General features: G+C 70.1%; 15 protein-coding genes. 3 read left to right on the forward strand and 12 right to left on the reverse strand.

Annotated features, from left to right (window positions below):
* Positions 1 to 78: 78 nt before the first annotated feature.
* Positions 79 to 2,613, reverse strand: a complete 2,535-nt coding sequence (locus tag J4030_RS07245; protein WP_208048542.1) for an ABC transporter permease — start codon at positions 2,611 to 2,613, stop codon at positions 79 to 81.
* Positions 2,614 to 2,616: 3 nt separating this feature from the next.
* Entirely contained in the window at positions 2,617 to 3,357 is a 741-nt protein-coding gene (locus tag J4030_RS07250) for an ABC transporter ATP-binding protein (protein WP_208048543.1), read from the reverse strand.
* 135 nt (positions 3,358 to 3,492) lie between these two features.
* On the opposite strand from J4030_RS07250, the gene J4030_RS07255 reads away from it, so the two are divergent.
* Entirely contained in the window at positions 3,493 to 4,593 is a 1,101-nt protein-coding gene (locus J4030_RS07255) for a GNAT family N-acetyltransferase (protein ID WP_208048544.1), read from the forward strand.
* Positions 4,594 to 4,660: 67 nt separating this feature from the next.
* On the opposite strand, the gene J4030_RS07260 is transcribed toward J4030_RS07255, so the two are convergent.
* Together J4030_RS07260 and pdxY are read right to left on the reverse strand one after the other, a co-directional pair.
* Positions 4,661 to 5,371, reverse strand: a complete 711-nt coding sequence (locus J4030_RS07260) for a L,D-transpeptidase family protein (RefSeq protein ID WP_208048545.1) — start codon at positions 5,369 to 5,371, stop codon at positions 4,661 to 4,663.
* Between the two features lie 142 nt (positions 5,372 to 5,513).
* A complete protein-coding gene (gene pdxY, locus J4030_RS07265) occupies positions 5,514 to 6,359 on the reverse strand; it encodes a pyridoxal kinase PdxY (RefSeq protein WP_208048546.1) in 846 nt (281 codons plus the stop codon).
* Between the two features lie 64 nt (positions 6,360 to 6,423).
* Here pdxY and J4030_RS07270 point away from each other — a divergent pair, with 64 nt between their 5' ends.
* Positions 6,424 to 6,744 carry a rhodanese-like domain-containing protein gene (locus J4030_RS07270; RefSeq protein ID WP_208048547.1) on the forward strand — a complete coding sequence of 107 codons (321 nt, stop codon included), beginning with the start codon at positions 6,424 to 6,426 and terminating at the stop codon, positions 6,742 to 6,744.
* 38 nt (positions 6,745 to 6,782) lie between these two features.
* On the opposite strand, the gene J4030_RS07275 is transcribed toward J4030_RS07270, so the two are convergent.
* From J4030_RS07275 to J4030_RS07310, 8 genes are all read right to left on the reverse strand, one after another.
* Positions 6,783 to 6,977 carry a hypothetical protein gene (locus J4030_RS07275; RefSeq protein WP_208048548.1) on the reverse strand — a complete coding sequence of 65 codons (195 nt, stop codon included), beginning with the start codon at positions 6,975 to 6,977 and terminating at the stop codon, positions 6,783 to 6,785.
* Between the two features lie 75 nt (positions 6,978 to 7,052).
* On the reverse strand, positions 7,053 to 7,913 hold the full coding sequence (locus J4030_RS07280) for an Fpg/Nei family DNA glycosylase (RefSeq protein ID WP_208048549.1): 861 nt from the start codon (positions 7,911 to 7,913) through the stop codon (positions 7,053 to 7,055).
* A 93-nt stretch (positions 7,914 to 8,006) separates the two neighbouring features.
* Entirely contained in the window at positions 8,007 to 8,708 is a 702-nt protein-coding gene (locus J4030_RS07285) for a DUF899 family protein (RefSeq protein ID WP_307864604.1), read from the reverse strand.
* Between the two features lie 142 nt (positions 8,709 to 8,850).
* On the reverse strand, positions 8,851 to 10,188 hold the full coding sequence (locus tag J4030_RS07290; protein ID WP_243762992.1) for an MFS transporter: 1,338 nt from the start codon (positions 10,186 to 10,188) through the stop codon (positions 8,851 to 8,853).
* A gap of 54 nt (positions 10,189 to 10,242) precedes the next feature.
* On the reverse strand, positions 10,243 to 10,680 hold the full coding sequence (locus J4030_RS07295; RefSeq protein WP_208048551.1) for a MarR family winged helix-turn-helix transcriptional regulator: 438 nt from the start codon (positions 10,678 to 10,680) through the stop codon (positions 10,243 to 10,245).
* An 86-nt stretch (positions 10,681 to 10,766) separates the two neighbouring features.
* Positions 10,767 to 12,095 carry a hypothetical protein gene (locus tag J4030_RS07300; protein ID WP_208048552.1) on the reverse strand — a complete coding sequence of 443 codons (1,329 nt, stop codon included), beginning with the start codon at positions 12,093 to 12,095 and terminating at the stop codon, positions 10,767 to 10,769.
* Positions 12,096 to 12,097: 2 nt separating this feature from the next.
* The gene (locus tag J4030_RS07305; RefSeq protein ID WP_307864605.1) at positions 12,098 to 12,751 is read right to left on the reverse strand and encodes an ABC transporter ATP-binding protein; all 654 of its coding nucleotides are present in this window, start codon (positions 12,749 to 12,751) and stop codon (positions 12,098 to 12,100) included.
* The gene (locus J4030_RS07310) at positions 12,748 to 13,572 is read right to left on the reverse strand and encodes a CPBP family intramembrane glutamic endopeptidase (RefSeq protein ID WP_208048553.1); all 825 of its coding nucleotides are present in this window, start codon (positions 13,570 to 13,572) and stop codon (positions 12,748 to 12,750) included. The genes J4030_RS07305 and J4030_RS07310 overlap by 4 nt, the downstream gene beginning before the upstream one ends.
* A 179-nt stretch (positions 13,573 to 13,751) precedes the next feature.
* Between J4030_RS07310 and J4030_RS07315 the strand changes: the two genes are divergently transcribed.
* Positions 13,752 to 14,435, forward strand: coding sequence for a YitT family protein (locus tag J4030_RS07315; protein WP_208048554.1), 684 nt, complete (start codon positions 13,752 to 13,754; stop codon positions 14,433 to 14,435).
* Positions 14,436 to 14,441: the final 6 nt, after the last annotated feature.

The following is a 14,441-nucleotide window of genomic DNA, read 5'->3' on the forward strand; positions in this document are numbered from 1 at the left end:
GCAGCTCCGTGAGGGGTTGGGAGTACGCGCGCGCTCAATGGAGCGCGCCCGTACTCCCAACGTTTCCCGCCGCGTCACTCAGGCGTCGACGATCGCGGCGAGCGGGGGCGTGCGGGCGGCTCGGACACCCGGCCACAGCGCCGCCAACACCCCGACGATCCCGGCGACCACGAGGAAGGCCAGCGCCTGGGTCCAGGGGATCACCAGCACGTCGAGGCCCTGGTCCTTGAGCAGCTTGGTGAAGAGCACGCCGTAGACGATGCCGAGGGCGAGGCCGAGCAACGCCCCGAAGACCGCGATGAGGAACGACTCCAGATAGATCGTGCGGCGCACCTGCCGGCGCATCATGCCGACCGCCCGCATCATCCCGATCTCCCGGCGTCGCTCGACCACCGACAGCGCCAGGGTGTTGATGATCCCCAGGATCGCGATGACGATCGCCAGCGCGAGCAACGCGTAGAGCAGCCCGAGCAGCGTGTTGACCTGCGCCGCGATCTGGCCTTTGAACTGAGTACGGGTGTCGACCGAGACCACGTAGTAGGGGTTGGTCGCCTTCTCCACCCGACTCTGCACCTGGGACAGGTCGGCGCCCGGCGCGATGCGGATGAGGCCGACCTCTGCGGCCCGCTCGTTGGCCGGCGTCAGCGCTCGATAGGTGGCGCCGCTGACGAGCCAGGCGCCGGCGAGCTGACTGTCCTGGTAGATGCCGACCAGCTTCAACCGCACCGACCCGACACCCGGGTGGGTGAGCGTGTGCATCGACCCGATCTTCCAGCCGCGTTCCCGGGCCTTGGACTCGCTGGCGACCAGGTTGTTGCCGACGGGCGCGATCGATCCCGAGACCGCCGGCAGGGCGAGCACTGCGGGCAGCGGGCCGTCGATGCCGCTGCCGGCCTCCTCGGCGCCGTCGAGCAGACCGAAGGCCAGGTGGAACTGGGTCATCGACCCCACACCGGACTGCTTGGCGGCTGCGTCGATGGCCGGCTGCGGCACGGTGCCCTGCTGGCCGGCCGTGAGGACGAGGTCGGCGCGCACGTTGTTGTCGAAGAGGTGCTCGACGCTGCCCTTGGCCGACGCCCCGATCACCGAGATGCCGCTGACGATGAGCAGCCCGAGGGTGAGCGCGAAGGCGGTGGCCGCCGTACGACGTGGGTTGCGGACCGCGTTCGCCGGCGCCAACGTGCCCGGCCGGCCGAACGGACGCCCGGCGACCCAGCCGATCGGAGGTATGACGATGCGCGCGAGCACCGGGGACAGCATCAGCGCGGCGCCACCCACCCCGAGCAGACCGGCGCCGATCAACGCCGATCCGTGCGACGTGGAGGACGACGTCGCTCCGAGCACGGTCAGGACCACGCCGAGCACCAGCAGCGCGAGTCCGAGGATGGTGCGACGGGTGGAGCTGGAGGACGACGGGAGCGCGAACTCCTCGCGCATCGCCTCCACCGGCGCGATCGACGACGCCCGGCGCGCGGGGATGTATGCCGACAGGAGGGTGACGCCGACGCCGAGGACCAGCGCCACGATCAGCGTCCGCGGTCGCAGGAGCAACGACCCGGACGGGAGTCCGACGTTGAACGCGTTGAGCAGCTCGCGCAGGCCGATCGCCAGACCCACTCCGCCGACGATGCCGAGGACGCTGCCGATCACCCCCGTGAACAACGCCTCCAGCAGCACCGACCGGCGCACCTGCTTGCGGCTCGCGCCGACCGCCCGCAGCAGCGCGAGCTCGCGCAACCGTTGGGCGACGATCATCGAGAACGTGTTGTAGATGATGAAGGTGCCGACGATCAGAGCGATGAACCCGAACGCCAGCAGCAGATAGTTCACGAACGACAGAGCCGTCTGGATCTGGGCGTTCGTGTCGTCCCGCAGCTTGGTGCCGGTCTCGACAGTCAGCCCGGACGGCGCCACCTTCGCGATGCGGGCAGTGAGCTCCTGCTCGCTCACACCGGGTTTCGCCGAGGCGTCGACGGAGGTGTAGTGCCGGCCGTCGGACAGCACCTGTCGCGCCTGGCCGGGGCTCAGCAGCACCCCGATGTAACCACCGCTCTCGGTCTTGGTGCGGTAGATGCCGGACACCGTCAGGGTGAGCACCGGACGGTTGGACAGCACGATCCGCACCCGGTCGCCGACCCTGATGTGCCCCTTGTGCGCGGCCCCCGCATTGAGCACGGCCTGCCCCGAGCGGGTCGGTGGACCGCCGGACTCGAACCGCGTCGGATCGCCGATGCGGTCGGCGGGCACGGTCCAGGTGTCCGCCACGCTGGGCGCTCCCCCGCTCGCGACCTTGGTGCCCTTGGAGTCGACCAGCGCCGCCGGACGCTCCACGCCGGGCGCGACCCGGTCGACCCCGGGCACCCGCCGGATGGTGGCCAGATCCGCGAACGGGATGCCCGCGTCGTAACTGTGCGCCGGCTCCACGTGGGTCGCGATGCCCTTGTACGCGTCGTTGAAGATGCCGGTGAAGCTGCTCTTCAGCGTGTCGGTGAAGACGTAGGACCCGGTCACGAACGCCGTACCGAGGATCACCGACAGCACCGTCAGGATCAGCCGCACCTTGTGCGCGCGCAGGTTGCGGATCGACACCCGCCCCATCGGGCGGCGCGCCACCGGTCAGTCCTCCATGTTCTTCATCAGGTCCAGCACCCGCGCCTCGGTCGGGTCGCGCATCTCGTTGACGATGTCGCCGTCGGCGAGGAAGAGCACCCGATCGGCGTACGCCGCGGCGCGCGGGTCGTGGGTGACAACTACCACCGTCTGCCCGAGGCGGTCGACGGAGCTGCGCAGGATGCCCAGCACCTCCGCGGAGGAGCGGGAGTCCAGGTTGCCGGTCGGCTCGTCGCCGAAGACGATGTCGGGCTGGGAGGCGAGGGCCCGGGCGCACGCCACCCGCTGCTGCTGACCACCGGAGAGCTCGCTCGGACGGTGTCCCAGCCGATCGCGGATGCCGAGGGTGTCGACGACGGTGTCGAGCCACTCCCGGTCCGGCTTCCTCCCGGCGAGGTCCATCGGCAGGGTGATGTTCTCCAGGGCGGTGAGCGTCGGCACGAGGTTGAAGGACTGGAAGACGAAGCCGATCCGGTCTCGTCGAAGCGCGGTCATCTTGTTGTCCGAGAGTCCCGACAGCTCCGCGTCGCCGATGCTCACCGACCCGGACGAGACCGAGTCGAGGCCGGCCAGACAGTGCATCAACGTCGACTTGCCCGAGCCGGACGGCCCCATGATCGCGGTGAACTCACCCCGTACCAGTTCGACGTTGACGCCGTTCAACGCCTGCACCGTGGTGCCGCCGCTCCCGTAGGTCTTGACCAGATCGACAGCGCGCGCGGCGATCTGCGTGGTCGTCGTGGTCATGTGGGGAGCCTTCCGTGGCGGCCGTCCGTGGGCGATGCCGGTCGTCGTGAACCGCCCCTGATGATTGTCACCCATGGCGCCGACACCCGTCGGCGGCGGTGCGACGCTGTCGCACCCGGGGGTTACGTTTCCGGTATGCCGCCCGGCCACCGTCCGCCCCGCACCGTCACGACCGCGCATCTGCGCCTGCGACCGATGACGGACGACGACGCGCTGGATCCGCGGATCCTGAGGTGGCACACCGACCCTCGCGGATACGAGCTGATGTACGAGCGGCCCTACCGCGACACCGCGACCGCGACCGCCCGGTTGCGGTCGTGGGCCGCGCGGTGGGGCAGTGTCGGCGTGGGCTACTGGATCGCAGAGCGTGACGGCCTCCCGGTCGGCATCGGCGGGGTCGACCCGTTGCAGCACGAGGGTCGCGACCACCTCAACCTCTACTACCGTCTCGACCCCTCGGCCCGTGGTCAGGGGTTCGCCCGCGAGATCGCCACCGCTGCAACGGCATACGCCGCCGAGTGGTGGCCCGATCGTTCGGTCGTCGCGCGGATCGCGCCGACCAACGGACCGTCGCTGAAGGTCGCGCGGGCCGCAGGCCTCGTCGACCTCGGACCGCGACGGGCACCGCAGGATCCAGGCGACCTGCCCGCCCCGCGCTTCCTGCGCTCACCCTTCGCTCGGGTCGGTCCGGTCCATGCCGGCGACAGCGCGTACGACGAGCTACTCGACCTGTGGTGCCGGGTCAACGACAGCGGCGGCGCCGTCGGTTTCGAGCCTCGTGCTCCTCGCGAGGCGGTCGCCGAGGCGCTCGACCGGCACCTGACGGATCCGCACACGACGCTGGTGCGGTTGCACGCTCCGACGACCCGCGGGCAGGACGACCCCCCGGCGACCGGGCCGCTGCTCGGGTTCGGCTTCGTGGTGCTGGCATCGCATTTCGCGATGCGCCACCGGTGCTCCCTGATGCGGGTGATGACCGACCCCGACCAGCGGGGAGTGAATCTCGGACGGCTGCTGATGAGCGCGTTGCACGCCCGGGCCCGTAAGCACGGACGCGAGCTGGTGCAGATCGACTACCGCGGCGGCACGGGGCTAGGCGCGTTCTACGAACGCTGCGGCTACGTCGAGACCGGGAGGATGCCCGGCGGGTTGCGGTTCAGTTTCGGGGACCGCGATGACGTGGCAATGACCCGCCGTCTCGACGGGCTGCCGCTGCCGGGCTCGACCAACACCTGACCGAGCCGAGCTCACGCGACGAGAAGGCCCGACGGTCGACGCCGTCGGGCCTTCTCATGCGGATCCCTCAGTAGACGTAGACCTGTTCGCTCATCTGCAGACCGCCGCCGGAGATGAGGTAGTCCTGGGCCGCCGTGGAGACCCGGCAGCACCCGTGCGAGTCGGGGTACGGCGGGATGCTCGGCGAACCGTGCACGGCGATGCCGCCCACGAAGTAGAAGGGCTTGTACAACCCGCCGAGCGGACCGTAGACCCAACCCGTCGTGGTCTTGCGGTAGATCTTGAAGTTGCCGGACGGGGTACGCGCGATGGCCGGGTGGCCCATGTAGTTGAACGTCCGGCCGGAGCCGGTGGAGGTGTTCAGAGTGATCGCGCTACGTCCGCCACGCGCGACGAGCAACAGCTGACGAGTCTTGTCGATCTCGATGTGGTTGCCGGAGTAGCGCGGCGTCGGGCGGTACTTGCCGTCGATGGCGGTCCAGGTAGCGGCGTCGATGATGCCGGTGCGACTGATCCCGTTGGCCTTCTGCACGGCCCACACCGCCTGCTGGACGACGAACCCGAACTGGCCGTCCATCGCGCCGCACCAGTAGCCGGTGTTCCACATGGCGTGCTGTGCCGCCAGCACCCAGTTGCCGGACGACCCCATCTTCAGCACCGGTCGGGTGGTGGTGGTCGCCGCCCCGGCGGGTGCCGCGATCGCCGCCCCACCGGCGATCGCGAGGGCGGAGGTGCCGACCGTGGTGGCGAGGAGGGTACGTCGATCGATGGCAGTCATGATTCCCCAGGTGCAGAAGGAGTACGCCGAGCCAGGCCGCGGCCAACGCCTCGTAGCTGTATGTCCGGGATCCCCCGGTACCACACAGCTTAGACGTTTGAAAGGACATTGCGGTTGTCCTTTTCCACCGGGGCCGACCGGCTCAGAGAGGGCGCGCCTCGAACCGGCCGCCGGGGTGCGCGATCGCCTCCTGGGCGCCGATCAACTGCAGTTCGCGGGTGCCGGCCGCGTGGGTCGCCTCGATGATCGCGAAGACGGAGTCGGCGGTGGTGGACAAGGCGTGGGCGACCCCCTCGGTCATCACCCGCGCCAAGAAGATGGCCGCGGTCGCGTCGCCGCACCCGCTGACGTGCAGCGGCATGAGCGGGGTGGTCACCTGGAAGGCACCCGCACGACCCACCGCCACCATCTGCACCGAGTCGGCCGGCGTCTGGTCCGTCTGCACGGACGTGACCAGGACCGTGTCCGGACCCTGTCTGCGCAGTGTCTCCACGGCCGCGAGCAGATCGGCGACCGAACGGATCGAGCTGCCGGTCAGGTACTCCAGCTCGAACTGGTTGGGCGTGAGGATGTCCGCCGCGGGCACGATGCGGTCGCGCATCAACTCCGGGATCCCCGCCTGCACGTAGAAGCCGCGCCCGACGTCCCCCATCACCGGGTCGGCGCAGTAAACCGCCGCCGGGTTGGCCGACTTCACCCGGGCCACCGCGTCGAGGACCACTTCCGCGACGGCCGGGGCGCCCTGGTAGCCCGACAGCACGGCGTCGCACTCGGGCAGCACCCCGCGTTCCTCGATGCCGGTGATGACGTCGGCCACCGTCTGCGGCTCCAGGACGATGCCGCGCCACTCGCCGTACCCCGTGTGGTTGGAGAAGTGCACGGTGTGCACCGGCCACACCTCATGCCCGAGACGCTGCAACGGGAAGACGGCGGAGCTGTTGCCGGCGTACCCGTAGGCGACCGAGGACTGGATGGACAGGACCTTCACCAGCGCAGGGTATGACGCTCCCGGCGCCGGGTGCCCCGTTGCGGGCATGCGGGACAATCTCCGAATGAGTGAATCGACCACCCCGCAGCAACTGTCCGACGACGCGGTCGTCCTCGACGTCCGCGAGCAGGACGAGTGGGACGCCGGCCACGCCCCCGGCGCGGTGCACATCCCGCTCGGAGACCTGCCGACCCGCCTCGATGATCTTCCGTCCGACGACACCACCCTGCCGGTCGTCTGCCGCTCGGGCGGTCGCTCCTCGCAGGCCGTGGCATGGCTCAGCCAGCAGGGGTTCGACGTCGCCAACCTCGAAGGCGGCATGCGTGCCTGGGCGTCCGCGGGCAAGCCGCTGACCGCCGATTCCGGCGAGCCGCGCGTGATCTGACCTGCGCGCAGGTGTCGTCCGGGAGCTGCCCGACCGGGTCAGGTGCGGTTCTTGGCGATCGTCCGACCGATCAGGGTGGCGACGACGAACGTGATGATCGCGACCACCACGAAGAAGACCAGCCCGACGCCGATCGCCGCACCGACGCTGCCGCCGGTCGCGATGGCGATCACGGCGTAGATGACCCCGGCGATCACGCCGGCGATGAGTCCACTGCGGACGTTCGGATTCATGATTCCTCCGTCAGGCTCGGGTAGCCGACCCTACTGGCGCGAGAGCCCCCCGCGCCGTCGTTCCCGGCGCACGCGTCACTTGAGCAGCCGCGACATCCGGCGGTCCGCGAGCACCTTGCCGCCGGTCTGACAGGTCGCGCAGTACTGCATCGACCGGTCGGCGAACGACACCTCCCTGACCACGTCGCCACACACCGGACAGGCCTCGCCGGTGCGGCCGTGCACCCGCATGCCTGCCCGCTTGGCGTCCTTGAGGTCCTTCGCGGGTTTGCCGGAGGCCGTCGCCACCGCCGTGCGCAGGATCTGTTCCAAGGCGTCGTACAACACCGAGACCTGCGCCTCCGACAGCGAGCCCGCGACGGCGTACGGCGACAGCTTGGCGGCGTGCAGCACCTCGTCGGAGTAGGCGTTGCCCACCCCGGCGATGACGGACTGGTCGCGCAGCAGGCCCTTGATCTGGGTGCGCCGCCCGTCCAGGATCCCGGCGAACACCTCGCGGGTGAAGGTCTCGTGCAACGGGTCGGGGCCGAGCGAGGCGATGCCGGGCACGTCCTGCGGCGAGCGGACGACGTACGCGGCGAGGCGTTTCTGCGTGCCGGCCTCGGTGAGGTCGAAACCCGCGCCGTCGGAGAACCGGACGCGCAGGGCGATCGGGGACTTGCCCGGCCGCAGCATCGTCGCGGGCGACTGCTCGGACCAACGCAGCCAGCCCGCGCGCGCCAGATGGAAGATCAGGTGGATCCCGTCGGCGTCGATGTCGATGAACTTGCCGTGTCGCTCCACACCGGTCACCAGCAATCCCTGCAAGGCCTGGGGTGGTGGGTCGAACGTCTTCATCACGCTGAAGGAGCCGACCTCGACACCGGTCACCGCGAGATCGACCACGCGGGCGCGCAGGAAGTCGGTGAGCCCCTGCACCTCGGGCAGTTCGGGCACGTCATCTCCTCGGGCCGGCGGTGGCGGACCGTCGGGCACGCCCTGGCGACGACACTAGCCACCCCGTCCGACGACCGCGGGAGGACGACGAAGTCAGCCGTACGTCGGCTCCTGGGGCCACCCCACCGGGCTGTCCTCCCAGTCCTGCCGGCGTCCGTAGCAGGTCCGGTCCATGATGTGCGCGACCGGCAGGATCGCCTCGGTGCCCCGGGCGGTGGTCATGTACGTCAGATACGGGATGCCGTCGCGCAACAGGTAGTAGGAGTACCCGGGCAGCTGGCCCTCGGTGCCGGTGTCGTCGGTCTGCGTCCAGCCCCAGTCGTAGTGGTAGGTCGTCTTGTACGAGGAGACCCACCGGTGGTCCCAGCCACGCTCCTTCGCCCACCCCTGGAGCTTCTCGATCGGCGCCTGCGACACCATCGCGAACGAGATGCCCTCGTCGGTGAGCCGGCCCATGTTCGACGGCAGGTTGTCGACCGCCCAGGTGCAGCTGGGGCAGCCCTGCTCCCATTCGGGGTCGAACATCACGTGCTGGACCAGGAGCAACAGCCGGTCGCCGAACAGCTCCACCAGGCGCACCGGGCCGCACCGGCCGGCGAACACGTAGTCCTCGACCTGCACCATCGGCAGCCGGCGCCGCGCGGCGGACACCCGGTCGTCGTGCCGGGTGACCTCCTTCTCGAGCGCGACCTGCGCGGCGAGTGCGGTGTCGAACTCGGCGCGTCCCACGGTCGGCGGCGCCGCCGCGGGCGGGTGCGTCCGGTCGACGGTCTCGACGGTCTCCTGATCGGTCACGACGTCCTCCGACGGGTGCTCGGTGGCGGAAGGGACCATTCGACGATACGCGCGCCTGCGACGTACGGAAGGGGAAGTCGCGAACAGCGGGAGTAGGTGCGCGCTCCTGCGAGCGCGCCCCTACCCCCGCTGTGGACCTGGCTCAGCCGCGGATCGTCCGCTCGTGCTCGCGCTCGACGTCGTCCAGCGCACCGGCCGCGCCGCCGAGCTCGTCGCCGACCTCGCCCGCGACCTGCGCGTCGTCCTCCGCGTGGCGGTGTCCGTCCTCGTCCATCCCGCGATCCGCGGCGGCCAGCGTCCGGTGCGCGGTGGACAACAACGCCGCCGCGATCAACGCGGCGACCGCCGCGAGCGCGAACGGAACGTGCAGGTTGAAGTGCTCGACCAGCTTGCCCGCGGCGAACGGCGCCAGGCCGCCGCCGATGAAGCGGACGAATCCGTACGCCGCGGACGCGACGGGTCGCTCGACCGGCGAGATCACCATCACGGCCTGGGTGGTCAGCGTGTTGTTGATCCCGATGAAGATGCCGGCGGTGACGACGGCCGCGATCAGCACGGTGCGGTTCGTCGGCCAGATCGCGATCACGGCGAGATCGACCGCGAAGAGCCCGAGCGCGACGTACAAGGTGGGAGCGGTGCCGAAGCGACGCTGCAGATTCGGGGCGCCGAACACCGCGAAGAGGGCCACGAGGACACCCCAGGCGAAGAAGACCAGCCCCAGCTTGATCGCGGACAGGTGCATCGGGAACGGCGCATACCCGAGCATCGTGAAGAAGGCCCAGTTGTAGAAGAGCGCCGCCAGACCCATCGTCAGCAGCCCGCGGTGCCGCAGCGCGGCCAGCGGAGCAGTGATCGAGGTGCGGTGCTGCGGTTTCGGGGTGTCCGGCAGGAAGAGCACCGTTGCCACGAGCGCGATCGCCATCAGCACGGAGACGCCGAAGAAGGGACCGCGCCAGCTCCACGTGCCGAGCAGTCCGCCGAGCAGCGGACCGACCGCGATGCCGACACCCAGGGCGGTCTCGTAGAGGATGATCGCGCCGGCGAACCCGCCCGTGGCGGACGACACGATCACGGCCAGGGAGGTCGCGATGAAGAGTGCGTTGCCGAGGCCCCACCCGGCACGGAAGCCGACGATCCCGCCGATCGACCCGGCCGAGCCCGCGAGCGCGGCGAAGACCACGATCAGCGCCAGGCCCGCGATGAGGGTCTTCTTCGCCCCGATCGTGCTGGACACGGCGTTGGTGACCAGCATCGCGACGGCGGTGACCACCAGATAGCTGGTGAAGAGAAGGGTGGTCTGGCTGGGCGTCGCGTGCAGCTGGCTGGAGATCGCCGGCAGGATCGGGTCGACCAGACCGATGCCCATGAAGGACACCACGCAGGCGAACGCTACGGCGTACACCGCCTTGGGCTGGTGGAACATGCCGGAGTCGCCGCTCTCAGGAGATTTCGCGTGCATCGCCGTCCTCGTCAAATGCATAGTTTTTCTATACGTTAGCGTGCGGGCTGATCCTCCGGCAACCCGGTACGGCGGTCAGTCCGCCTTTTCCTCCGACCGGGCGATGATGCGCTCGATCAGCGCGGTGGCCTGGGCCACCGAGTCCCGCTCGGCGTCGGTGAGCGTGTCGAAGACCGGTGCCAGCGTCGCCCGGCGCGCCGTCCGCACCTTGTTGAGAACGGCCCGGCCGGCGGAGGTGACGTCGATCAGCGCCACCCGGGCGTCGTTCGGGTCCGAACGACGCCGCACCCATCCGGCCGCCTCGACGCGCTGCACCTGGGTGGTCATGGTCGGCTGGCTGCAGTGATCGGCGGCGGCGAGGTCGCCGATCCGTGCGGGGCCGATCTCCTCCACGAGCGACAGCAGTCGGGCCTGTGCCGGCGGCGTGTCGAAGTCCGCGTGCCGCGTGGCCCAGCGGTTGAGGCGGGCGACCGCCAGCAACAGCCTGGCGCCCGTGTCGTCCACATTCGTCATCGGCTCAGCTTATAGAGCAGCTATCCAGCCCGAGACGCTTACGGCGGATCGACATGCCGATGATCGGCTCTGCGATCTCGCCCCGGTCAGCGCGGACGGGCCGGTGTGAACTGCGACGACGTCCGGCTCCACGCGAGGGAGGTGAGCAGGAGCGCCGCGAGCAGCGCTTCGGACGGGCCGAGCACACCGGCCAGCGCGACGAGAGCGACCGCCATCGTCGGGTGCGCCACCCACAGCAGCCCGACTCCTCGACCGCCGCCGCTGCCCATCAGCGCGAGCGGCGGCGGGCCCTTGTGCACGTAGAGGAGCTGGCCGGCCCCCAGCGCTAGCGCGAGCGCGGCCGCGTGGGTCAGAGCGAGGGGTACGGCGACGCCGGTCGCCACCGCGGCCACGAGGGCGACGACGAACTGCAGGGCGACGACCGGCGCCAGGTGCAGCACCGTCTCGGCCTGCCACGGGATGCCGAGGATGGAGGGCTCGCCGGCGGTGCCGGCGTGGTGCTGCAGGCCTCGGGTCAGCCCCGAGGTGGTGAGGTGCGCGAGGACGAGGACCACCGGGAGCACGAGCGGCGAGCGGCTGTGCACCACCGGCGCGATCGCGGCCAGGACCACCGCGGCGATCTGCACGACCAGCCACCCGAGCGACACCCAGCCGAGCCGCCGCAGGCCGGCGATGTCCGCACCGACCGTCGTACCCCACCGACCCAGCGCCTTGATCCGCAAGGGGGTATGACGCAGGCGCAGGTTGAACGCCTGGGCGCGGGCCCGACGGGTGTCTCCCGCGACCAGTGCCGAACTGACGCTGTCGCTCATCAGGGACTGGGTGCGCAGCAGGCTCATCGGCAGCGAGTCGAGCAACGCGGCCGCCGACGAGCCGCCGGCGTGGCCCGCCGCCTCGCCGCGCAGCCACGCGTAGAGCAATGCGGGCGCGCCGACCAGGGCGAGCAGGAGGCCGAAGACGAGAGCCCATCCGGAGCCGCCGGCCATCACGAGACCGCCGGGGACGGCGATGCCCAGCCCCAGCAGGCCGGCCGCCACCACGACACAGGTGCTGCGCCAGGCGTCGCGCAGGGTGAGTGCGCGCGGCAGGTCGGTCGCGCTCACGAACTCCAGATGCCCGGGCTCGGGGACGACCGGACCTCGGCGCCTCCCGGCGCGGCCCGCGAGCAGCGCCACCACCGCCACGAGCAGCACAGCAGCCAGGGCGCACAGCAGCGGATGGTCCTGCACCCGGTGCCGGGCGGCGGGCCATGTCTGGAAGACGTAGTGCGAGGCCAGCACGCCGTACACGACGCCGAAGAGCCCCACCACGTACGCCGTGAAGAGCGCCGAACGCAGCTGGGTCCCCTCGCCGCGGTAGCGCAGGTGGTAGGCCTCGGCGAGCCGGTGGTCGTCGGTCGGTGCCTGCGGCGACACGCTCACGAGTGTTGGGGGAAGCGTTCGATGCGGGTCGCCGTGCGCTCGGCGAGCTCCTGGTCGTGGCAGACCCACACCACGGACGACGCCGCATCGACCCGCTCGCGCAGCACGTCCGACAGCAGTTCGCGGCGGCCGGTGTCGAGACGCTGTTCGGGTTCGTCCAGCACGAGCAGCGCGCTCGGGCGCAGCAGGACGATGGACAGCTCCACCAACTGCCGCTGCCCGGAGGACAACTGGGACAGGTAGCGGTCCCGGAAGTCGTAGATGTCGAGGCGTTCGAGCACCGCGATGATCCGCTCGGCGGCGCCGTCGCGGTCGCCGCCCCACGTCTGGTCGACCAGGATCAGATGGTCGCCGACGGTGAGGTCGCGGTATCCGGCGATCGGCCCGATGAGCGGCGCGATGACCCGGCGGATGGTGCGGTCGCGCTCGTCGACGCGGGTGCCGTCGAGGGTGATCGTGCCCGCCGTGGGCAGCATGTTGCCGGTCAGGATGCGCAGGAACGTCGTCTTGCCGGCGCCGTTGGGGCCGGTGATGACGACGTTCTCCCCCGGCCGCACCGTCAGGGAGGTCTCCGGAAGCATGCTCACCCCGTCGACACTCGCGGTGACGCCGTCGGCGACCAGTTCCTGGAAAGCAGTGCCCGCCGTCACCGGAGCCAGCCGATGTGGTCGTGCAGTAACGAATAACCCACGAACGAGACGATATCCAGGATGGCGTGAGTGATGATCAGCGGTAGTACCCGCCGGGTCCTCAGATAGACGGTGCCGAGTATGAGACCCATCACAATGTTGCCGGCGAATCCGCCGAAGCCCTGGTAGAGGTGGTAGCTCCCGCGGATCAGGGCGGAACCGAGAACGACGATCCACACCCGCCAGCCGGCCTGGGTCCAGCGGGTGAAGAGATAGCCCACCATCACCACTTCCTCGAGCACCGCGTTCTGGATCGCCGAGGCGATCAGGACCGGCACGGTCCACCAGTGCTGCCCCAGCGCCGAGGCCACGACGGTGGTGTTGGCGCCGAGGTCGCGCGCCACGACGTACAGCACCAGACCCGGGATGCCGATGCAGGCGGCGAGCAGCGCACCCAGTCCGAGGTCGCTGGGAAGCCGGGTGCGGTCGAGGCCGAAATATGCTGTGCCGGAGCGTATTTCGCGACCGATCAGGTGGATCGCGAGCAACGCCGGCACGACCCCCAGCCCGATGCCGACGACCTGGTAGACGAGGTCGAGCCAGGACTGCTGCGCCTGCGAGGCGTTGAGTGTCGAGGTCTGGTGACCGAGCGACACGGTGCTTTGCAACGACTTGATGATCGACAGGATCGAGTAGATCGCCGAGGCGCCGAGACTGAGCAACAGGACGAACGCCGTCTCGCTGATCAGCGTGCGGGGTGGGTAGGGGGTGGCCGGCACGTCGAGTGGCCCACGCCACAGTGCGGCGACCGTCGCGCGGGCACCCCGCCGCTCGCTCGTCATACCGACATCCTCACCCACGATCCTGGGGCGGACGCGCCGAGTTGCGTGGCGAGCCGCGGGTGCCGCATCGTGTGGCTCACCACCCCCAGTTTTCCGCCGACTGCGCATGTCGGAGCCCCCTTTCGAGCGAATCCAGGCCGCGACATGCGCAGTCGACCAGCCCGACTAGGAGACCCGACGTGACCGCCACCACGGCCACCCCGACCAAGCGCCCGACGGACCCGGCGCCCGAGGCGAGCACTGTGTCTGCCGTGTCCGCTGTGTCCGCTGGGCAGCCGCACTCGGTGTTCGAGGACGTCTTCGGGATGGCGACCGGTGCGATCGTCGCGTCGCTCGGACTCTTCCTGCTGAAGTCCGGGCACGCGGTGACCGGAGGCACGGCGGGGATCGCGCTGCTGCTCAGCTACGCCACGCACCTGGCGTTCGGCGGTGTCTTCTTCGTGGTCAACCTGCCGTTCCTCGTGCTGGCCTACTTCAAGAAGGGGCCGACCTTCACCGCGCGCACCCTGGTCGCCGTCGCGGCGGTGTCGTCGCTCGCCTACCTGCACCCGCACTTCATCCAGACCACCCACCTCAACCCGGTGTACGCCGTCCTGCTCGGCAACCTGCTGGCCGGCATCGGGATGCTCATCGTGTTCCGTCACGACGCGAGCCTCGGCGGACTCAACACGGTGGCGCTGATCGTGCAGGAGCGCACCGGTGTACGGGCCGGCTACGTGCAGATGACCTCGGACCTGTGCATCATCTCGATCTCGCTCACCGTCGTCCCCGTGCACATCGTGCTGCTGTCCGTCGCCGGCGCGGTGCTGCTCAACCTGGTGCTCGCGCTCAACCACCGGCCCGGTCGCTACCTCGGCATCTGACCCGCC

This window comes from Allobranchiibius sp. CTAmp26 (assembly GCF_017565405.1).
Lineage (GTDB): Bacteria > Actinomycetota > Actinomycetes > Actinomycetales > Dermatophilaceae > Allobranchiibius.